Source organism: Aedoeadaptatus coli, from assembly GCF_900343085.1.
Classification (GTDB): domain Bacteria; phylum Bacillota; class Clostridia; order Tissierellales; family Peptoniphilaceae; genus Aedoeadaptatus; species Aedoeadaptatus coli.
In genome coordinates this window covers 64,340-85,013 of the sequence record NZ_OPYI01000004.1, presented here as the reverse complement: position 1 = coordinate 85,013, position 20,674 = coordinate 64,340, and the positions used below count along the sequence as shown (strand labels likewise).

Annotated in this window: 23 protein-coding genes and 1 pseudogene; 4 read left to right on the top strand and 20 right to left on the bottom strand. The window is 49.9% G+C overall.

Annotated elements, in window-relative coordinates:
* The 3 genes from nadC to DG046_RS03075 are packed head-to-tail and all read left to right on the top strand — an operon-like array spanning nt 1 to nt 2,187.
* The gene (gene nadC / locus DG046_RS03085) at nt 1-864 is read left to right on the top strand and encodes a carboxylating nicotinate-nucleotide diphosphorylase (RefSeq protein ID WP_108831120.1); all 864 of its coding nucleotides are present in this window, start codon (nt 1-3) and stop codon (nt 862-864) included.
* Entirely contained in the window at nt 851-1,387 is a 537-nt protein-coding gene (locus DG046_RS03080) for a transcription repressor NadR (RefSeq protein ID WP_108831119.1), read from the top strand. Before nadC ends, DG046_RS03080 begins: the two co-directional genes overlap by 14 nt.
* On the top strand, nt 1,384-2,187 hold the full coding sequence (locus DG046_RS03075) for an aspartate dehydrogenase domain-containing protein (protein WP_108831118.1): 804 nt from the start codon (nt 1,384-1,386) through the stop codon (nt 2,185-2,187). Before DG046_RS03080 ends, DG046_RS03075 begins: the two co-directional genes overlap by 4 nt.
* A gap of 95 nt (nt 2,188-2,282) precedes the next feature.
* Here DG046_RS03075 and DG046_RS03070 read toward each other — a convergent pair whose 3' ends face one another.
* The 13 genes and pseudogenes from DG046_RS03070 to DG046_RS03005 all read right to left on the bottom strand — a co-directional run bounded on the left by DG046_RS03070 (nt 2,283) and on the right by DG046_RS03005 (nt 12,629).
* Nucleotides 2,283-3,029, bottom strand: a complete 747-nt coding sequence (locus DG046_RS03070; protein WP_108831117.1) for a hypothetical protein — start codon at nt 3,027-3,029, stop codon at nt 2,283-2,285.
* Nucleotides 3,030-3,074: 45 nt separating this feature from the next.
* Nucleotides 3,075-3,263, bottom strand: a complete 189-nt coding sequence (locus DG046_RS03065) for a hypothetical protein (RefSeq protein ID WP_108831116.1) — start codon at nt 3,261-3,263, stop codon at nt 3,075-3,077.
* 283 nt (nt 3,264-3,546) lie between these two features.
* Nucleotides 3,547-4,026, bottom strand: a complete 480-nt coding sequence (locus tag DG046_RS03055; RefSeq protein WP_108831115.1) for a Csac_0668 family 2Fe-2S cluster-binding (seleno)protein — start codon at nt 4,024-4,026, stop codon at nt 3,547-3,549.
* Nucleotides 4,027-4,424: 398 nt separating this feature from the next.
* A pseudogene (locus tag DG046_RS09795) lies at nt 4,425-5,373 on the bottom strand (IS3 family transposase); the annotation flags it as partial.
* Between the two features lie 357 nt (nt 5,374-5,730).
* Nucleotides 5,731-6,021, bottom strand: coding sequence for a hypothetical protein (locus DG046_RS03045; RefSeq protein ID WP_002846220.1), 291 nt, complete (start codon nt 6,019-6,021; stop codon nt 5,731-5,733).
* A 72-nt stretch (nt 6,022-6,093) separates the two neighbouring features.
* Nucleotides 6,094-6,663, bottom strand: coding sequence for a signal peptidase I (lepB, locus tag DG046_RS03040; protein ID WP_108831113.1), 570 nt, complete (start codon nt 6,661-6,663; stop codon nt 6,094-6,096).
* 73 nt (nt 6,664-6,736) lie between these two features.
* Nucleotides 6,737-8,011 carry a class I SAM-dependent RNA methyltransferase gene (locus DG046_RS03035; RefSeq protein WP_108831112.1) on the bottom strand — a complete coding sequence of 425 codons (1,275 nt, stop codon included), beginning with the start codon at nt 8,009-8,011 and terminating at the stop codon, nt 6,737-6,739.
* Nucleotides 8,011-8,817, bottom strand: coding sequence for a CvfB family protein (locus tag DG046_RS03030; RefSeq protein WP_108831111.1), 807 nt, complete (start codon nt 8,815-8,817; stop codon nt 8,011-8,013). Before DG046_RS03030 ends, DG046_RS03035 begins: the two co-directional genes overlap by 1 nt.
* On the bottom strand, nt 8,814-9,386 hold the full coding sequence (locus tag DG046_RS03025) for a hypothetical protein (protein WP_108831110.1): 573 nt from the start codon (nt 9,384-9,386) through the stop codon (nt 8,814-8,816). Before DG046_RS03025 ends, DG046_RS03030 begins: the two co-directional genes overlap by 4 nt.
* Nucleotides 9,387-9,470: 84 nt before the next feature.
* A complete protein-coding gene (locus DG046_RS03020; RefSeq protein WP_108831109.1) occupies nt 9,471-9,752 on the bottom strand; it encodes a hypothetical protein in 282 nt (93 codons plus the stop codon).
* 71 nt (nt 9,753-9,823) lie between these two features.
* Nucleotides 9,824-10,288 carry a YbaK/EbsC family protein gene (locus DG046_RS03015; protein WP_108831108.1) on the bottom strand — a complete coding sequence of 155 codons (465 nt, stop codon included), beginning with the start codon at nt 10,286-10,288 and terminating at the stop codon, nt 9,824-9,826.
* Between the two features lie 13 nt (nt 10,289-10,301).
* Nucleotides 10,302-12,122: a translational GTPase TypA gene (gene typA / locus DG046_RS03010; RefSeq protein ID WP_108831107.1), complete on the bottom strand. Its 1,821-nt coding sequence runs from the start codon at nt 12,120-12,122 to the stop codon at nt 10,302-10,304.
* Nucleotides 12,123-12,233: 111 nt separating this feature from the next.
* The gene (locus DG046_RS03005; protein WP_108831106.1) at nt 12,234-12,629 is read right to left on the bottom strand and encodes an ATP-binding protein; all 396 of its coding nucleotides are present in this window, start codon (nt 12,627-12,629) and stop codon (nt 12,234-12,236) included.
* Nucleotides 12,630-12,818: 189 nt separating this feature from the next.
* Between DG046_RS03005 and rd the strand changes: the two genes are divergently transcribed.
* Nucleotides 12,819-12,980 carry a rubredoxin gene (gene rd, locus DG046_RS03000; RefSeq protein WP_108831105.1) on the top strand — a complete coding sequence of 54 codons (162 nt, stop codon included), beginning with the start codon at nt 12,819-12,821 and terminating at the stop codon, nt 12,978-12,980.
* 90 nt (nt 12,981-13,070) lie between these two features.
* On the opposite strand, the gene yihA is transcribed toward rd, so the two are convergent.
* The 7 genes from yihA to DG046_RS02965 all read right to left on the bottom strand — a co-directional run bounded on the left by yihA (nt 13,071) and on the right by DG046_RS02965 (nt 20,664).
* Complete coding sequence (gene yihA / locus DG046_RS02995) at nt 13,071-13,673, bottom strand: ribosome biogenesis GTP-binding protein YihA/YsxC (protein ID WP_108831104.1); 603 nt, start codon at nt 13,671-13,673, stop codon at nt 13,071-13,073.
* Nucleotides 13,654-15,984: an endopeptidase La gene (lon, locus tag DG046_RS02990; protein ID WP_108831103.1), complete on the bottom strand. Its 2,331-nt coding sequence runs from the start codon at nt 15,982-15,984 to the stop codon at nt 13,654-13,656. Before lon ends, yihA begins: the two co-directional genes overlap by 20 nt.
* Before the next feature lie 44 nt (nt 15,985-16,028).
* Nucleotides 16,029-17,285 carry an ATP-dependent Clp protease ATP-binding subunit ClpX gene (gene clpX, locus DG046_RS02985; protein WP_108831102.1) on the bottom strand — a complete coding sequence of 419 codons (1,257 nt, stop codon included), beginning with the start codon at nt 17,283-17,285 and terminating at the stop codon, nt 16,029-16,031.
* Nucleotides 17,286-17,296: 11 nt separating this feature from the next.
* Complete coding sequence (gene clpP, locus DG046_RS02980; RefSeq protein WP_108831101.1) at nt 17,297-17,881, bottom strand: ATP-dependent Clp endopeptidase proteolytic subunit ClpP; 585 nt, start codon at nt 17,879-17,881, stop codon at nt 17,297-17,299.
* A 34-nt stretch (nt 17,882-17,915) separates the two neighbouring features.
* Nucleotides 17,916-19,250 (bottom strand): trigger factor, encoded by a 1,335-nt coding sequence (gene tig / locus DG046_RS02975; protein WP_108831100.1) that lies wholly within the window; start codon nt 19,248-19,250, stop codon nt 17,916-17,918.
* A gap of 110 nt (nt 19,251-19,360) precedes the next feature.
* Entirely contained in the window at nt 19,361-19,744 is a 384-nt protein-coding gene (locus DG046_RS02970) for a hypothetical protein (protein WP_108831099.1), read from the bottom strand.
* A 5-nt stretch (nt 19,745-19,749) separates the two neighbouring features.
* The gene (locus tag DG046_RS02965; protein WP_108831098.1) at nt 19,750-20,664 is read right to left on the bottom strand and encodes a lactate/malate family dehydrogenase; all 915 of its coding nucleotides are present in this window, start codon (nt 20,662-20,664) and stop codon (nt 19,750-19,752) included.
* Nucleotides 20,665-20,674: the final 10 nt, after the last annotated feature.

The window sequence follows — 20,674 nt, the reverse complement described above, 5'->3', positions numbered from 1 at the left end:
ATGGGCAAATTGACTTTGGCGCCTTTTTTAATGGACGACGCCATTTTGGCCGCCCTAAAAGAAGACGTAAACGAGGAAGACATTTCAACCAACGCTTTGGTGGACGCCGACGAAAGGGGCTCGGTGAAGCTTTTTGCCAAGGCCGACGGCGTGCTCGCAGGCGCCCCGGTTTTTGAGCGCACCTTCCGCCTCTTCGACGAGCGAACCGCCGTGGAGTGGTATTTCGAAGACGGCGATATTGTATCAAAAGGCGATTTAATCGCCACGATCACAGGCCCCATTCGCGCCCTCTTGACGGCGGAGCGAGTGGCACTGAACTTCCTTCAGCGCATGAGCGGCATCGCCACCTACACAAGAAAAATGGTCGATGCCCTGGCGGGGAGCGAGACGAAAATCGTGGACACGCGAAAGACCACGCCGAACTTTCGGATCTTCGCCAAGTACGCCGTCCGCTGCGGCGGCGGCGAAAACCACCGCTTCAATCTCACCGACGGCGTCATGCTCAAGGACAATCACATCGGTGCCGCGGGCTCCGTCACAGAAGCCATTAAGCGGACCAAGGCCTACGCCTCCTTCGTTCGAAAGATCGAAGTGGAGGTGGAGGATATGGCCATGGTGAAAGAAGCCGTGGAGGCCGGCGCGGACATTATTATGCTGGACAATATGAGCGCCGACGAAATAAAAAAAGCCGTCGAATTCATCGACGGGCGCGCCCTGGTGGAACTTTCCGGCAATATGGACCTAAACAACATTTCCAAATACAAAGACTTAGGCGCCGACATCATCTCCTCCGGCGCCCTCACCCACTCGGCGCCGGTGCTGGATTTTTCCATGAAAGGACTGACACCCGATGGTTCTCGATAAGGAAACGCGGCTCTACGAAATCGAAAAAGCCCTTCGGGAATCCGCCGAGCCCATTTCCGGCGACAGTCTGGCAAAAACTTTTTCCGTCTCCAGGCAGGTCATCGTCCAAGACATCAGCCTGCTTCGGGCGAAAAACATTCCCATCCACTCCACCAACCGCGGCTACTACATGGACGCGCCCAAGGGCTTTCGCCGCACCTTTAAGTCCCATCACCGAGACGACGAAATCACCAAAGAGCTGAATCTCATCGTGGATTTAGGCGCCATTGTGGAGGACGTCTATGTGGAGCATCGCGTTTACGGAAAAATCGCCGCCACATTAAATGTTCAGTCCCGCAAAGACGTGAAGCACTTTATGGACGACATCTACCACAGCGTCAGCACCCCACTTAACAACATTACCGACGGCTACCACTTCCACACGGTTTTTGCCAAAGACGAAGAAACCTTAAACGAAGTAGAAGCGGCTTTGGCCGAAGCGGGCTTTTTAGTGCCCGAAGAACCTTCAAAGGAGGAAGCATGAAAAACATCGCCGTCATCGGCTACGGCGCCCTGGGCCACATTCTCGTGGACGCTATTTTAGACAAATTAAAGGAAGACTATCGCCTCGTGGGAATTTTCGATCAAGTGCTCGAGGAAAAAAGCATTACGGCAAAGGGCGAAACCATTCCCCTTTACGAAAATTTCGACGCCCTCCTCGCCGACGACACGGACATCGTCGTGGAAATCGCCGGCGTCGGTGCCGTAAAAGAATATATCGTGCCCCTGCTCGAGGCCGGCAAAGACGTGGTCATTACCTCCGTCGGCGCCTTGGCCGATACCGCCTTGTACGACAGCATCGAATCGGCGGCAAAAAAAGCGGGCCGGAAAGTACACATCACCTCCGGTGCCATCGGCGGCTTCGATTTAATGCGCACCTTCACCCTTATGGGCGGGGTGCAATCGGAAATTCAAAGCACGAAAGCGCCGAAGAGCTTAAACGGCGCCCCCTACCTAAATGGCGAAGCGCTTCCCGCGGACAAAAAAGTCGTGGCATTCGAGGGAAGCGCCACCGAGGCCATAAAAGGCTTTCCGAAAAACACCAATGTGGCCGTGGCCACGGGCCTCACCACTTCGGGGGCCGACGCCACCAAGGTACGCATCGTAAGCGATCCTGAAAGCCCCGGCAACACCCATCGGGTCACCGTGGAAAACGAAAAGGCCAAGGCCGTGGTGGAAATCACCTCCAAGCCCGATCCCAAGAACCCGAAATCCAGCGTCACCGCCGCATGGAGCGTGGCGGCCCTGTTGAAAAACCTGGCCTCCCCCGTTCAATACTTCTAATGAAAAACAAAAAGCCGCCGTCAAGGCGGTTTTTTGTTGCGATGAAATAGCAGGGCTTGTTGCGCCCCTTCGTCCGCTTCTTGCGCCATGGAAACCTAGGGCTCCTTTACCCCGTATTGATCCATTTGCTCAAAGAACGCGTCGTACTCTTCCCGCGTCATGGATTTTTCCCGAAGCCGTTCATCCATTTCCGCCTTTTCTTCTGCCGCCGGATCCACGGCGGGATCGATGGAATCGAGGGCTTTTGCATCGAAGGTGACATCCTCGTGGAAAAGCCCGAAAAGAGTGTTGTCCCGCAGATCGTACATGCCGTTGGGACCGGTCACAAATATATAGTAATCCTCCCGCGTCTTGTATCGATCCGCCCTCGGGCGAGCGAGAAACAGGACTTTCTCATTCTCGTCGTTATACATCCAATCCGCTTCCGTCGGCTCCGCGTAGATGGTTTGTCTCTCATCGTCGACGACTTCTCCGCCGGGGATTCGCACGGTCACCGTTTTACCCTCTTTCACTTCTCCCTTATAGACCTTCTTCACTTTAAAGACGGCGTCTCTGTAAACGGCTATATCACCGCCGCCATAAGGCGACACTTTAAAGGGCTTCGTAAAACCCAGAAAGTCTGCTGCCACGACCAGATCGGAGCTGTTTGCCATTTCATTGAAAGAAAGCGGCGGATAATCGGTGTCCGTGGCTTTTTCAATTCGTTTATACTGATTTCGCGACGGACTTTCAGTCTCTTCCGCTTTCTGACAAGCGACCGAAAAGAGGGTCATCGAAAGAACGCATACAATCGAGATCCCGCGCCTTTTTAAAAGGCGTTTTTTCTTAAATTTAATCTTCATGGAAATCACCTTTTTTATCCCTCTGCCCTTCTCCGGATCACGCCTTTAATCCCGTGGAGTAGACTGATTTTTTTCCTCCCGCTCCAAGGCCGGATGCTTTTTCAAGGCGTCGCTCTTCGCCTTATAGCACACACGAACAACGATGTAGCTCGCCAAGCTGATAGCGCCGACGATGACGATAAAGGCGATGATCAATTCAACGACGAGCAAAATTCCTACCGGTGCAAAATTCATAATCCCGCGCCTCCTTTTTGAACAAGAGTAATGATTACAAGAACACTTTCTTTATAAATGGTATATACCCCGCAATCAGTTTTGACAACGCTTCCGGCTTTTAATTAGAGCAATCCAATAAAAAATCGAGTAAGTCTTTTGCTTTTCTTACTCGATCGCTTCTTTATTTTCTCTTCAATACCGCTACACACTCAACCCCTATGGTTATGGGGAACATATCCACGCTCGTAGATGGAAACATATCAAAGATTGGCTCTCGTTTGTAGGAACATATCGACTGTAATTATTTCATTTTCAAGCCTTTATCGATAGCTTCCTGAATAATCTTATGACAACAAACTCCCAACGGATTGTTTTCTTTACAATTAGGATTTTTCATTGCCCCAGTGATGGCATTTACTTCTTTTACGGATTTCGCGCCATGCTTTACAACTGCTTCAATTACCTGATTTTCTGTGACTTCGCTACAATAACAAGCATACTTAGGATCTGCATCTTTCTTAAACCAGATAGGAACTCTAACTTGGTCTTTCAAGAATTTTATTTCATTATCTAAGTTATAGTAAACAACGTCGCAGTCCTCGTTCATGCAAATCTTATATTGATCTCCGTTAACAGCATTACGATAATCATCTACCACTAGATGTTCAACAGTTACTTTACTAACGGAAATCCCTTCATTATTACATACAGGACAATTGTCTTTAATTTGATTCGGCTTTTCTGTTTTGCATCCACAACAACATTCATTATTAATCTTCATATTCTTAGCCTCCATATTTTCATTATAATTTCTTTTTTAAACTAGGTCAAACCAATTTCATATACTTGTCATTTATTAATAGCGTCAAACATTTTAGCTGGTGTTAATTTACTTAGCTCCCTGTTGTCAGCCAACGCACGTGTAGCTTTTTTGTGTATAAACACATCAGCGTCATGTTACCCATTGCTCGGCATTCTTCTAATGAACCCAAATACATGGAATGGCAACCCTTTTTTAGACAATTTATAACCGAACATTATCAAGCTTGAAAGTTTCTTTAGATTATAAAATATATTCTCAGACAATCAAGGGTAAAGGCTTCGCCCAAATTTCATTGAAATTTGCCCTTGACAGTCTGTTCATATATTTTATTTAATTTATGAAACTTCCAGAGCTTTTTATTCTGCTTTTCTATATTCTACTGGTGTTTTATATCCTAAAGATCCATGAATTCTTAGGTTATTATACCAATATACGTATTCTGCTAATTTTAGATTAAGTTCTTGGAAATTAGTAAAGTTCTCCTGATATATGAATTCTGTCTTCATTACTTTATTGACTGCTTCGCTTACTGCGTTATCATATGGGCTTCCTTTTTTACTTAGCGATCTTTTTATCTCAAATACCTTTAATATTTCTTCTATTTTTATATTTTTAAATTCTCTTCCTCTGTCTGTGTGAAATATTTTTATACGATTTAGTGGCTGCCTTATTGAGTAAAATGCTTCTGCTACTAGATTTGCATCTTTGTTTTTACCTGATGAGTATCCTATTATTTCACGGCTGTTTAAGTCTATTATTAAACATATATAATTCCATGTTTTTCCTACTCTTACATATGTTAGGTCGCTTACTATTGCTTCTAAATAGTCTCTATTGTCAAATTATCTATTTAAAAGGTTAGGGATGTCTTCTTCGTTGCATTTGGATCTTATTACTTTATATTGTGCTACTGTATAGTTTGAGACTAGGCCATTTTTCTTCATTATTCGGCCTATTTTTCTTCTCGATATTTTATATCCAATTTTCCCTAGTTTTTTTTTATTTTGCGTGTTCCATAGTTGTTTCTACTTCTTCTGAATATTTCTTTTATTTCTTCTATTAGTTTTTCATCTTCATCTAATTTCACATCTTTTTCTTTGTTCAAATGATAATAGACTAAACTTCTTGTGACCCCAAGTAGTCTACACATTGCACTAATGCTATATTTATCTCGGTTCGAGATAATGAGGTCTATTTTTTGCCTAACAGTAGTGCAGCTTGCTTTAAAATATCATTCTCCATTTCAACCTGTTTCAATTTTTTACGAAGTCTGATTATCTCTTTTTGTTTCGCATCCACATTATCAAAATGGTTACTCTAAGCAGCACACCAACTATTTATTTTTTGAGTTTTAAACTTTGGTAGAAGTCTTGAACTCTTTATATTTACATAACTATTTGCCTCTATCACTATTATGACACGAAACCCTGCACAATGATCTAAAATTTTCAATTCTAACAAGTCTTTTTCAGTATTTTTAACTTCATAAAAACCTCTTTGGCAATAATGCCTAATTCTTCTTTAGTTGTTAAAATTTTTTATTTTACCATCATCGTTCCCCTGATTTTCAATTAATCTTCTTAGGTTATATAAGAAGTACATATCTTTTTAATCTTAAAGTTTTTAAGTCTTAATTTTAAAATTTTCAATCTTAGATATTATTTAAATCATTCCAAAATGCTCTAAAGCATCTTCGATTGCTTTTTCTTTTTCTTCTGGGCAATTTGGCACTCTTTGATTTTCTTTCTTACTAAAATTATAATTTTCTCTCTCTATTAGACCATGTTTCCTTTTTATTTGTGCAATATATAGGCTTGAAACTTTTAGTCCGTATTTATCTAACACATACTTTTTAATTTCTCCATAAGTTGCGTCTTTTGAAAAGTCAATTTCAGATAATTCATCTTCCCCTATTTCTATATCTAAATGATGTTCTGTATTTAGTTTGGACAACAGAGCTACCGTCTCCACCGCCAACCTATGGGGAAACATGTCGATGGGGATAATTGTTTTTTTAAATAGTATTTAATTAAAATGTCTTGTTTTTCTTAAGGGGAACACTCGATAACTCACTTTACCTACGACATTCTTAAAAGGAACGTCGCCAAAAGTCCTACTGTCAATGCTTCCTCCAGGTTGTCTATTGTCGCCAACGACAAACAGTTCATCATCCGAAATAGTATGAGGCCCGGCTAAATGAATTGCCTCCGTGTACAAACCATCTTCGATGTATGCTTCATTTAGAGGTGTGTCGTTAATGTATATCTTGCCTTCTTCTATGCTTATCTTATCACCCGGTAAGCCTATTACTCTTTTAATGTATAATTTTTTATTATCTTTAGTTGGAGGAGAGAAAATAATAATGTCTCCCCTCGTGTATTTATTAGGGTTGATGATATTTTCGTATTTTTTGACAATTAATAAGTCTCGATCTTCAAAGGTCGGATACATAGAACTTCCGTCAACACGCACAGTTTGAAAAATAAAGGTTCTTATGAATAGGGCCAACAAGAACGCTACTACTATGCATAAAGCCCACTCTCTTAGATTTCTTGCTATATTCGTATTATTAGTAGTGTAAAACATTTTTTTCATTATTCGTCTCCCTACTATGGCTTCGTTTCGCTTTTTAACTGTCACAAAATAGTTCACACATTCGAGTGACCCTTTATTTTCTCCTCAATACCGCCACGCACTCCACCGCAGCCGTATGGGGGAACATGTCGATGGGGGTGATGGATTCGATGCGAAATTGTTCTTTTAACAGAGCCAGATCTCGCGCCAAGGTGGATGGATTGCAGCTCACGTAGATCATGGTCTCGGGATTCGCTTCAATGGTACTTTCGACGACCATGGGATCGAGCCCCGCCCGCGGTGGATCCACGACGAGGACGTCCACCTTCTCTTCTTCGGCGATGCGGGGCATGATCTTCTCCGCCGCCCCGGCGATGTAGCGCACGTTCGTCACGCCGTTATCTTCCGCCGTCTTCCGCGCGTAATCCACGGATGTCTGAGCGTATTCGTTGGCCACGACGGCCTCGGCTTGTTCGCTTAAGGGCAGGGTGATGGTGCCGATGCCGGCGTAAAGTTCCACGATGTTTTTGCCTGGCTCCACGGCGCTCACCACTTTTTCGATGATGGCCTCGGCGCCCATGGGATTCACCTGAAAGAAATTGGAGCCGAAGATGCCGTAGTCGTAGCCGGCCAGGGTCTCGGTGATCTCTTTCTTCCCGTAGAGGTGTTCCATTTTCCTGCCGTAGTGGAAGCGGGGATTGGTATTTTTCGTGTAGTACAGGCTGTCCACCCCGACTTCCACGGCAAAGGCCACGGCGCCGTGAAGGAGGTTGTCCTTCATGTCCTTGGGTCCGGACAAAATCACCATGCTCTCGCCCCGACGGGTGGTGCGAATGCCCACGAGGGCCACCTCATCCAGCCACTTTTCCCCCTGCATGGCGGCGAGGATGGCGTTGGCTTTTTCCGTCTGCATCAGGCATCTTTTTATGGAAATAACTTCGCCGCCTTTGCCGTAGAGGGTAAGCTTCCTGTCTTTCACGTGAAACTGCATGTGGTTGCGGTAGCCCGTGCTCTCGCCACGCGTAGTGACGGGATCCACGGCCACAGCCACATCGCCGATGCGGGATAAGGCATCGGCCACCCGCCGCCGCTTCCAATTCAGCTCCTCTTTTCGGTCCAGGGACAAAAAGGCGCAGCCATTGCAGTTCGTGTAGGGACAGGGATTTTTCACGCGGTAAGGGGATTTTTTCTCGTAAGAGAGAATTTCTCCTTCGAAAAAGCGCTTCTTCTTTTTCACGATGGTCACATCCACCACGTCGCCGATTTCCCCGCCGTCTAAAAAGACCACGGCGCCGTCGGCTTTGCCCATGCCTCGGCCCCGATAGTCGTAGTCCGTAATTGCGAGGCGCACCTTATCGAAAACCTCCATTACTTCCTTCTCGTTTCCGTGGGTCCGGGAACGGCCTTGCCTTCTTTATAAAGCTTGCCCACGGCCCGCTTAAAAGCTTTTTTCGTGAGACCCGTGAGCCGCTTGATCTCCTCGGGATCCGATTTGTCGCCGACGGGGAGTTTTCCCCCCATTTCATCCATAAGGCCCAGAAGCACGTCAGAATCCTGAAGCATTTGCACATGGGCGAAATCCCGCAAAGACAGGGTGAGCTTGCCGTCGTCGAGAACATTGGCCACCCGCACCTCCACCGTGTCTCCGGCGTGGTAGATTCCTTTCATCTCTTGCTTGGGGATGCGCCCGTCGTAGGTGTCGTCTACGGCGACGAGAATGCCGCTATTACCCACGTGGTACACCGTGCCCGTAACCCGATCCCCTTTTTTGTAGGGACTGTTGGATTTCAATGCGTCTTTAATTTCCATGGACACGGCCAGGCGTTCGGACTTGTCCACGTACATGGTAAAGAGGTATTTTTCTCCCTCTGCGATGCGCTCCGTGGCTTCGGAGAAGGGCAGGAGAATATCCTTCGGCGCGTTAATGCCGACGAAGTAGCCGATTTTCGATTTGGCCACTACTTTCAGCTTGGCCACTTCGCCCACTTGGATGAAGGGTGCCTCAAGCATACCGGCGATCTGTCCGTTGTTTTCACGATACAAAAATACGTCACGCATCTCTCCGTCTTTTCCCCGCAATTCGCCGTGAATGGGCACTTCCCTTTCGCCGTCGGTGGCCCAAAGGTATTTTCCCTTTTCCACGAGTTTTAACTGTTGTACTTTTCCTAATTTCATTTTTTCCCTTTCTCCAAGAGCTCCTTAGCCATGTGATCGTAAATGTCGTGGGCCCTGCCCTCTAAGGTGGAACCCAATTCGTAAAAGGCGTAGCTGCCGCCTTCGCTCTTTAAGAGAGCGTCCAGGGCGTAGTAGCTGAAGGCGTCGTGGCGGCCCAAATTTTCCACGATGGCCCGCGCCTGGGTCTTGTGGGAGAGATCCGTGTAGCGAGTCAGGTAGATGCCGAATTTTTTCGCTTCGATCACTTCGCTGTCCCGCATAAGCAGGATGCTCAGACCTAAAAAGGGCCGCTCCATTTGATCCAGAGCAAAGAGCCACTGCTCGAAATGACCTACGGCCTCCAGGGCCCGGTTCTTTTCAAAAAAGCGGTCGATGTGTTCCAAGGCAAAGGCCTCCCGGCCGAAGTATTCCATGATGCCCACGTCCAAGGCGTCGGTATTCACCGGCGTCGGTGTAATTTCTTTATTCAGTACGGCCCATTCGTAGCTGCCGTCGTCGCCGATGTCCACCCGGGGATCTTCGACGATTTTTCCGTATAAAGTCTTCGGTTTTTTCTTAAATCCAAACATAATGCCTCCTGATTTTATTTTCCCACAGGCGCCCTTTAAAAGCAAACGGCGGACATGGAAAAAGCTCCGGCCGAAGCCGAAGCCTTACATAAACTGTGCGATGTAATTTAATTTGTCTGCGATCCACAGGCGAATGGCCGGGAGATGATCCACGATGGTGCGGCCCAAGGACGCGATGCGGCCCATGGCTTCTTGCAACTGACCTTGGGGATCGTAGATAAAGCCGTCGAGAAAGCCGAACTTGGCGAGCACGGCCAAGACAAGGGCGAGAAAAATCAAGCGACGCACCCGCCGGCGCCGGCGCTTTCTACGCTTCTTCTCTTTTTTTCGATCCGCGACATCCTGAACCATACTTGTCATTTCCATGGACTCCCCTCCTTTTTCACCAGTATAGCAGACAATATCCAAGCCATGGCAAAGAGGCGGGAAAGCCTAAGCTATTTCGACACGTCGACGAAGCCTTCCCCATCCACGGCATGGATCAATTCGTCCACGGAAAATTTTGCCACGGCGTATTCGGATCCGCAGGCGGGATAGACCACATCGTAGGCCTTTAAGCTTTCGTCCAGGTAGATCTTCACGCCGGGATTCACGCCGAAGGGGGTGACGCCGCCGACTTCGTGGCCGATTTCTTCGGCAACTTCTTCGGCGGAGAGCATTTTCGCCTTGGTTTGGAAGGCGGCCTTAAACTTTTTGTTGTCCACCCGCTTGTCTCCGGCCATAACGATTAAAATCGGTTCTTTTTCCGCGTTTCTGAAGGTGAGGGACTTGGCGATTTCCCCTTCCGTCACGCCCAAAACGGCGGCGGCCATTTCAACGGTGGCGGTGGATTCTTCCGTTTCGATAAAGTGTTCCGTGAGACCCTTTTCTTCTAAATAGGCATAAGCTTTTTCCTTGGACATGATTTCCCTCCTGTTACTTGTTTTTGTTCGCTTTGTAACGCTTGTTGGAATCCAAAATCGTCTTTCTGATTCTGAAGGACTGGGGTGTAATTTCGATGAGTTCGTCTTCTTCGATAAACTCGATGGCTTCTTCCAGACTCAAATCCCGAATCGGCGAGAGGCGCAGGGCTTCGTCGCTGCCCGAGGCCCGCACATTGGTCTGCTTCTTCGTCTTGGTGACGCTGACTTCCAGATCCAGCCCCTTGGGCGAGGAGCCCACCACCATGCCGGCGTACACTTCTTCCCCCGGTTCCACGAAGAGATCCCCGCGGTCTTGGGCATTGTGCAAGCCGTAGGCCGATGCGGTGCCCGTGTCGAAGGAGATAATGGAGCCGGTTTTGCGGCGAGGAATGTCGCCCTTGTAGGGGGCATAGTCCTCGAACTGGGAGTTCATAATGCCGTTGCCCTTGGTGTCCGTAATAAATTCCTGACGGTAGCCGATGAGGCCACGGGCGGGAATGCGGAAGACCAGGCGGGAATAGCCGCCGACCGGCTCTTGCATGGTTAAGAGCTCGCCTTTTCTGCGGCCCAGCTTTTCGATAATGGAGCCGATGAATTCCTGATTCACGTCGATGGTGACTTTTTCCATGGGCTCATAGCGCTTGCCGTCAACAGTTTTGTAGAGCACTTCCGGCTTGGAGACTTGGAATTCATAGCCTTCCCGGCGCAGGTTTTCGATTAAGACGGAAAGGTGCAATTCGCCGCGGCCGCTGACCTTAAAGGCATCGGTGCTGTCCGTGTCTTCCACCTTTAAACTCACATCCGTTTCAAGTTCACGGTACAGGCGAGTTCTGAGTTGCCGGGAGGTGACGAATTCCCCTTCTCTACCCGCAAAGGGCGAGTCGTTGACGGAGAAGGTCATGGACAGGGTGGGCTCGGAGATCTTCACGAATTCCAGGGCTTCGCCCTTTTCCGGATCCGCAATGGTGTCGCCGATATTAATGTCTTCGATCCCCGTCACGGCCACAATGTTGCCGGCGGAAGAGCCGTCTTTTTCCACGCGATCCAGGCCTTCGAATTCGTAGATCTTGTTGATCTTTACCGATTCACGTTTGTTCGGATCGGCGGCATTTAAAAGCACCATGCTGTCGCCCTTTTTAATGGCGCCGTTTTCGATGCGGCCGATGCCGATGCGGCCCACGTATTCGTTGTAGTCGATGGTGGAGATTAAGAGCTGCGCGGGCTTGTCCACGTCCATCATCGGCGGCTCGATGTGTTTAATAATGGCTTCGAAAAGGGGCTTCATGTTTTCACCTGTCACATCGGCGGATTCCGAAGCCCAACCTTCCTTCGCCGACGCGTAGATAAAGGGCGAATCCAACACATCTTCGTCGGCGCCCAATTCGATAAACAGATCCAACACTTCGTTTTCCACTTCTTCCGGGCGGGCGCCGGGGCGATCCACTTTATTAATGCAGACGATGACGTCCAGGCCCAGTTCGAATGCTTTTTTCAAAACGAATTTCGTTTGAGGCATGGGGCCTTCGAAGGCATCCACCAACAAGACCACGCCGGAGACCATTTTCAACACCCGTTCTACTTCGCCGCCGAAATCCGCGTGGCCCGGCGTGTCGATAATATTGATCTTCGTGTCCCCGTATTGAATCGCCGTGTTTTTCGACAGAATCGTAATGCCCCGTTCCTTTTCGATGTCGCCGGAATCCATGACTCGCTCCGCTACCACTTGATTGTCACGGAACACGCCGGATTGCCTGAGGAGCACGTCGACCAATGTGGTCTTTCCGTGATCGACGTGGGCAATGATGGCTATATTTCGAATATCTCTCTGTTCCATAAACTTCCTTTCTCGGCAAAAGCCGCCATAAAAATAGGATCGGTTGCCCAATCCTTCAACTTATCTATTATACAGCATTTTTCCCTTTCGCGAAAGGCGCTTACCCATGTTTTAAACCAAATCCATTAAACAGTGAATGGAATTGCCCTTGTATTCCACAGAGCGACAAATGGATTCCACGATGAAAAGGCCTCGGCCGCAGCAACTGTCGGTGGTGCACTCAAAATCTTCCGCGGAATAGTAAAAGCCTTCCCCTTCGTCCCGCACGGCGATGCGCATCCGATCGGGCTCCATGTCGATGCGCAAAAAGACCTGCTTGTCCCGGTTCCATGCGTTCCCGTGATCGGCGCCGTTTACCATGAGCTCGTCGATGATCAGGCGAATATTATATTGTAGATCCCGATTGGGAATATATGCCGCGATGGCCTCCATGGTCTCGGCGATAAATCCGCGCAGAGCCTCCATGTCGCTGGCCACGGCCCCTTCATAGGTACGCACTTCTCTCATTTCTTTCACCCCTATGTTTTCTTTTTACCCAAGAAGGTTCCGAAAAAAACCGGTGCGAAAGGGATTTTCTCGGCTTTCCCTTATGCTTTTCTTTTCTTTTTTGAATTTTTCATTTCCTCTGTTACTTTTTCCATTCCCCGGGTATAATATAAGCAGTTGACAAGTTAACAATTGAAAGGAGTTCAACACATGGACAAATATGAATGCCAAGTATGTGGTTACATTTACGACCCCGCCGAAGGCGACCCGGACAACGGTGTAAAGCCCGGTACCGCTTTTGCTGATCTCCCCGCTGATTGGGAATGCCCCCTCTGCGGCGCCAGCAAAGACGACTTCGAAAAGGCTGAATAATCGCATATAAAGGGCGCGGCTTATGCCGCGCCTTTTTTTATTTACCTTATATACAGAAAATCCATTGAGCCCGCGCCCAATGGATTTTTTTCAGTCTTTTTTTCTGTAATAGGCCGCCATGTCGTCTAAAATCTCCCACAGCACGTCCACGTTTTCTTTGGTGACGGCGCTGTATGGGACGATGAGGTCGTCGTAGGGCACGTTCAATGCCTTTTTAATGGTGGCGAAGGCTTTCTGCCGCTGATTTTTCGACAATTTGTCGGCCTTTGTGGCAACGACGAGGCCGGCAAAGCCGTTTTCCAATATCCAGGCGTACATTTCCTTGTCCTTGGCCGTGGGTTCGTGGCGCATGTCCACGAGGAGGATCAGCTCCGCCAAATTGTCGCGGCTCTCAAGGTATTCGTTAATGGTCTTGGCCCAGGCGTCTTGTTCTTTTTTCGACGCCACGGCGTAGCCGTAGCCCGGCAGATCCACGAGGCGCAAGGCATCGTTGATGCGATAAAAATTAATGGTGCGGGTCTTTCCCGGCTTGCCGCTGGTGCGGGCCAGGTTTTTTCTTCCCAACATGGCGTTGGTGAAGCTGCTCTTACCCACATTGGAGCGGCCGCAAAATGCAAACTCCGGCAGGTCCGCCGCCGGGTACTGCTCTTTTTTTACGGCAACTTTTTCAAGTTCACACTGACGTATCTTCACGTACCATCGCCTCTTTCAATACTTCATCCATGTGCTCCACGCCGATGACGTTGAGTTTCTTAATGGAGGGAGAATCCATGTCCTTTAAGTCCCTGAGATTCGCCTTGGGCACGAGGACGGTTTTCACGCCGGCCCGTTGCGCGGCGAGAAGCTTCTCCTTGAGCCCGCCGATGGGAAGCACGCGGCCGCGTAGGGTCACTTCGCCGGTCATGGCCACGAAGCGATTCACGGGAATTTTCGCCATGGCGGAGTACAGGGCCGTGGTCATGGCAATGCCTGCGGAGGGGCCGTCTTTCGGCGTGGCGCCGTCGGGGACGTGAATGTGGATGTCGTGTTTGTCCTTAAAGTCTTCGGGAAGGCCTAATTTTTCTTCCACGCTCCAAATATAGGTGAGGGCCGCCTGCGCCGATTCCCTCATGACATTGCCCAGTTGGCCGGTGAGTTGAATCTTGCCTTTGCCCGGCACGATATTCACTTCGATGCCCAAAAGCACGCCGCCCACCGCCGTCCAGGCCAGGCCGTTGACGTAGCCGATGAGGTCTTCCTCTTCGATGTCCTTTTCCAGGGCCTTTTTCTCGCCCAGATATTTGTTCAGATTGCGATTGGTAATGTGAGCCCTTTTCTTGCCCGTTTCCAAAAATTCCAAATTCACCTTGCGCACGATTTTCGCCAGCTCCTTGTCCAACATGCGGACGCCGGCTTCTTTCGTGTAGTTTTCGATCATGGTGTCGATGGCATTGTCGGAAATGGTCATGTCCTCGGCGCTGTATCCCACATCCTTTAAATGCTTGGGCCACAGATGGCGCTTGGCGATTTCCTTTTTCTCCTCGGGGGTGTAGCCGCCGATGGTGATGATCTCCATGCGGTCCAAAAGGGGCGCCGGAATGGTTTTGGTGGTGTTGGCCGTGGTGATGAAAAAGACTTTCGACAGGTCGAAGGGAATTTCCAAAAACCGGTCGGTGAAGCTGTTGTTTTGCGCCGGATCCAGGACTTCCAAGAGACCCGACGCCGGATCGCCTCGGTAGTCGTTGCCCACTTTGTCGATTTCATCGAGAAGGAAGAGGGGATTGTTTTTCTTCGCCTCTTTCATCAGACTGATGACGCGGCCGGGCATGGCGCCCACATAGGTTCTGCGGTGGCCGCGAATTTCGTTTTCGTCGGTCATACCGCCCAAACTCATGCGCACATAGGGCTTATTCAGCGCTTCCGCCACGGAGGCGGCGATGCTGGTCTTGCCCACGCCCGGCGGGCCGACGAGGCAGAGGATCGGCGACTTGGCGTCCGGGGATTTCTTCCTCAGGGCGATAAATTCCAAAATCCGCTCTTTAATGTCCTTTAAGCCGTAGTGGGCCTCGTCTAAAATCTTGCGGGCTTCTTTTAAACTGTGTTCTTCTTCCGCTTCGTCGCACCAGGGCAGGTCCAAAATCCAGTCCAGGTAATTGGTCTGGCCCGCGTACTCCGGCGAGGCGGCGTTCATGCGCTCCAGCTTCTTGAGCTCTTTCTCCGCCTTTTCCCGCACCGCTTCGGGAAGGGCCTTCTCTTCCAGGCGGCGGCGATATTCCGCCACTTCCTCTTCTTCTTCCCCGGTGAGTTCCTTTTGAATGACGCGCATCTGCTCTTTCAGGAAGTATTCCTTTTGATTTTCGTTAATGGAATGTTTCACCTTGTCGTCGATGGCGTTGGAAATACGCAAGAGCTCATTTTCCCGCATTAAAATGCTGTGCAGACGGGTGAGCCGCTCCTTCACGTCCATGGCATCGAGAATGCTTTGGGCGTCTTCCGCCTTCATATTGACGTAGCCCGCCACGGTGTCGGCGAAGGCCTGGGGCGAGTCGTAGTTAATCACCGAATCCAAAAGGCCCGGGTAGATCTTGTTGTTCTTTTCGATGTACTCGTCCAGGTCGTCTTCCGTGAGGCGCAAAAGTGCCTCGAGCTCCGGCTCCATAGTTTCTTCGATATCGTCGTAGCGCACCACATCGGCTTCCATCCACTTGCCTGTGGTGTCCACCGACTGAATCACGCCCCGGGCCACGCCTTTCACGAGCACCCGTACGATGCCGCCGGGCAGGCGCAGGATCTGATTGATTTTACAAATGGTGCCCGTCTCGTAAAGATCTTCGGCTTCGGGCTCTTCCACTTCAGGATCTCTCTGTGTCACCACAAAGATATAGCCGTCGGATCCGTCCGCCCGCTCGATGGCCGCCACCGACGGCTTTCTCGCCGCGTCAAAATGGGTGATGACATGGGGCAAAATGACCATATCCCTTAGGGCCAAAAGGGGAAAATTTCCGTTTTCCGTTTTTATTGCCATAGTTTCTCCTTATATAAAAAGGCCCACCTGGGTGAGCCTTTCGCTTATTGATCCGACGAGATCTTTTTCAAGGGCTCGTCTCTTTCCATGATCGGGTCTTCGTCTCCTTCGACGCTGGCCTTGGTGACGACGACGCGTTTCACGTCGTCCATGGAAGGAATTTCGAACATGGTGTCCATCATGATCTCTTCGATGGTACCTCTCAGGCCGCGGGCGCCGGATTTCTTCTTGATGGCTTTTTCCGCAATGGCGTCTAAAGCGTCATCTTCGAATTCCAGTTCCACGCCGTCCACGGCGAAGAGGGCCTTGTACTGTTTCACGATGGCGTTTTTCGGTTGGGTCAAAATGTGAACCAACGCGTCTTTGTCCAGCTCCTCCAAGGTGACGGTGACGGGCAAACGGCCGATAAATTCCGGGATCAAGCCGTACTTTAAGAGATCTTCCCCTTCCAGTTCTTCAAGAAGGTTGATCTCGTCGTGCTTGCTCCGTTTGATTTCCGTGCCGAAGCCGATGCCGCCTTTTCCTAAGCGGGCTTCGATGATTTTATCCAACGAATCGAAGGCGCCGCCTAAGATGAAGAGGATATTGGACGTATCCACTTGAATAAATTCCTGATTCGGATGCTTTCTGCCCCCTTGGGGCGGAACATTGGCCTCCGTGCCTTCGATGAGTTTTAAAAGGGCCTGTTGCACCCCTTCGCCGCTCACGTCGCGGGTAATGGAGACATTTTCCGATTTGCGGGCGATCTTGTCGATTTCGTCCACATAGATGATGCCTCTTTCGGCCGCTTCGATGTCGTAATCCGCCGCCTGAATCAGCTTCAGAATAATATTTTCCACATCTTCGCCGACGTAGCCCGCCTCGGTAAGGGAGGTGGCATCGGCGATGGCAAAGGGCACATCCAGGATGCGGGCCATGGTTTGCGCCAAGAGGGTTTTGCCGCTGCCCGTGGGGCCCACCATTAAAATATTGCTCTTCTGAATTTCAACACTGTCGTCGCCAATGCCGGCTTCTTGGGTGCGAATGCGCTTGTAGTGATTGTAAACGGCCACGGCCAGGGCGCGCTTGGCGCTTTCCTGGCGAATGACGTAGTCGTCTAGGGTCGCCTTAATTTCCGCCGGCGTGGGCAGGTGGTCGGAAGCAACCGCCTCTTTCGGCGCCATTTCCTGTCTTAAAATATCTTCGCACAAGTGAATGCATTCGTCGCAAATATAGGCGTCGGGTCCTTGGATCAGTTTTTGTACCTGATCTTTGGACTTGCCGCAAAACGAGCAGCGCTGATCTTTTTTTTCTTCTGTCATGATGCTCCTAACTATTTACGTTTGACGATCACATCGTCGATGATACCGTAAGCTTTCGCCTCTTCCGCCGACATAAAGAAGTCGCGATCCGTGTCCTTTTCCACCTTTTTCAGGGTTTGGCCGGTGCGCTCGGCGATAATGGCGTTTAATTGCTTGCGGGTCTTTAAGATTTTTTCCGCGTGAATTTGAATGTCCGATGCCTGGCCTTGGGCGCCGCCCAGGGGTTGGTGGATCATAATGTCCGCATTGGGAAGGGCGTAGCGCTTGCCCTTTTCGCCGGCCAGGAGCAGAAACGCGCCCATGGATGCGGCGAGGCCCACGCAGATGGTGGAGACGTCGGGCTTAATGTATTGCATCGTGTCGTAGATGGCAAAGCCCGCGCTCACGGAACCGCCGGGGGAGTTAATATAGATTTGAATGTCCTTGTCCGGATCTTCCGATTCCAAAAACAGCAATTGGGCGACGATTAAATCCGCCATTTGATCGTTTACTTCGCCGGTTAAAAAGATAATCCGGTCTTTTAAGAGTCGGGAATAAATATCGTAGCTTCTTTCGCCGCGATTGGTTTGTTCCACGACCATGGGTACCAGTGCCATACTTATGCCTCCTTTTCGAGGCTCGTGCAGCCTCTTATGCTTCTTCGCTTTCGTCTTTATTTAAGCCTTCCACTTCTTTCGCATTGTCCACGAGAAGTTCCACGGCTTTTTTGCGTTCCAAGTCAGACTTCATGAGGTCCTTGTTGGATTCCATCATGGTCTTGATCATTTCTTCCTGTTTGTCTTCGTCGCCTTTGAAGTAGCGTTCGGACATTTCTCTGGCGTAAGCTTCCACTTCGTCGTCGGTGATTTCGAATTTTTCCGCTTCGACGATGGCTTCAAGAACCAAGGATTTCAACACTTCTTTTTCCGCGTCGGGACGCATGGAATCTTTGAAGTCGTCTAAGCTTTGGCCAAGCATTTGCAGGTATTGTTCCAGTTGCAGGCCTTGGCTGCGCATGTTGTTGTCCATGTTGCGGATTTGTTCGTCGATGGCGTTGTTGACCATAACTTCCGGCACGTCCACTTTGGCATTTGCCGCAGCGGCTTCCAGTGCGCGGTCCATGCGGATGTTTTTCGCGTTGGCTTCAACTTCTTCGGTCTTTTGTTTCTTCAGATCCGCCTTGTATTCGTCCACGGTGTCGAATTCGGAAATGTCTTTAATGAACTCATCGTCCACTTCCGGCAATTCTTCCACGGCGATGGAATTTAAGGTAATGGTAAAGACGGCATCTTTGCCCTTTAAGTCTTCGTTAAAGTAATCTTCCGGGAAGCTTACATCGATGTCGAAGGTTTCGCCGATTTCATGGCCGACGATGCCTTCTTCAAAGCCCGGGATAAAGCTGCCGCTGCCGAGTTCCAGTTCTTGGTCTTCGGCGCTTCCGCCTTCAAAGGCTTCGCCGTCGACTTTGCCTTCGAAGTCGATATTGACTTTGTCGCCGTCTTCGGCGGCGCGGTCGTCGATATTAATGTGGCGCGCGTTTAAGTGGCGTTGCTTGTCGATTTCGTTTTCGATCATTTCGTCGGAAACTTCGTCGGGAACGGCTTCGATTTCAAGGCCCTTGTAGTCGCCTAAAACCACTTCCGGCTTAATTTCAACGCTGACTTCGACGATTAAATCCTTGCTGCGATCGAAGTTTTCTTCGTCGATGTCGATTTCCGGTTGGTCGATGACTTCGAGTTCCAATTCTTCCAGAGCATCTTGGTAGATCTTCGGAAGCACTTCGTTGAGCGCATCTTCAAAGAAAATACCGCTGCCGTAGAATTGTTCGATGATTTTCTTCGGCGCGTGGCCCTTGCGGAATCCCGGTACGTTGAAGTAATTTTTGTTGCGTTTATAAACTCTCGACTCCGCTTCTTTGATTTCCTCGTGGGGAACCGTCAGGTCGAAATAAACTTTATTCTTTTCTTGCTTTTTGATCTCTGTCATCCTTATCCCTCCATAATTTATATCTAAAGCATTATACCATAAGGGCATTAAAATCAACAGTTTCGGGCAAAAAATCGCGACGAGCCGCCGAATTTCCCGCCCTTTGGCCCCTAGACTCTGCGTTCATAGACAAAATGGCAGTAGGGACAGGTGACTTTTACTTTGCCCGCGCCTCGAGGCAGGCGGGCGGTTTTGTTGCAAGAGGGGCAGTGGATGTAGCGATAATGGCGCACATCCTTCAGCCGCCTCATAAGACGCCTCACCGGGCGAATGGCGTTTAGAAAGGCCCCGTTTTCTTTTCGGCGCTTGCCCCGCTCCCGGGAGTAGGCGCGAAAAATCACCATAAACAGGAGCACGAGGGCGCCCCGGGACCAATAACCATTGCCGTAGTAGCTCCCCGCCAGACGCAAGAGAAAGGACGCCACGAACAACAGGGTGTTCAGCTCGTCCCAACCGTAGCGATTGGCCATAAAGCGGCGAAAGGCGTTTTTCAATTCCCTCATACCAGGTAGCTGCGGATCATTTCGGCGCTGTCGGTGTATTTCTTTCGCTCTTCATCGGTTAATTCCAGCTCGACGATTTCTTCGATGCCGTCTTTGCCGATGACGCAGGGCGTGGAGACGTACACGTCTTCTACGCCGTATTCGCCATTGTGAAGGGCGGAGACTTGCAGGATCTTATTTTCGTCGTAAAGCACGGCGTCTAAAATGGTGTTCACCGTGTTGGCGATGCCGTATTGGGTGGAGCCTTTGCCGAAGAAGGCGCGGTGGCCGCGATAGACCACGGATTTTTCAATTTCCGACCGGTCCAATGTGAGGTCGTGTTCTTCCAAATACCGCTTCAGGGGAATGTCGTTGACCGTCACTTGGGAGTAGGGCAAAAATTGGCTGTCCCCGTGTTCGCCCAGCATCATGCTGTGCACATTGTTCGGGCTCACGTTAAATTCTCGTGCCAAAATGGTGCGGCTTCGTTCCGAATCCAATGCCGTGCCGCTTCCGATGACGCGGGCAGCGTCGAGGCCGGAAAGTTCCCACACGCGGTAGGCGATGGCGTCGCAGGGATTGGTGACCACGACGAAAATGCCTTTAAAGCCCGCCGCCATGACCTTCGGAATGTAGTCCTTCACATCCGCGTAGTTGCCGGCGTATTCGTTTCGCCGTTGGCCGTCTTCGGGAATGCGCCCGGCGCAGACGACGATCATGTCGCTTGCCGCCACGTCCTCGATGGTGCCTGCGATAAAGCGGGTGTTGTGGGGATAAAATCCCTGTGCGTCTTCCAAATCGCTGACCACGCCGTCAAGGCGCTTGTCGTCAATGTCGTGCAGTGTAATATGCGTAAATCCGCCGCGCAGTGCTCGCGTGTAGGCGACGATCTCGCCTACGTGGCCTGCGCCGATAATTCCCAGTTTAGCCATGGTCCACTTC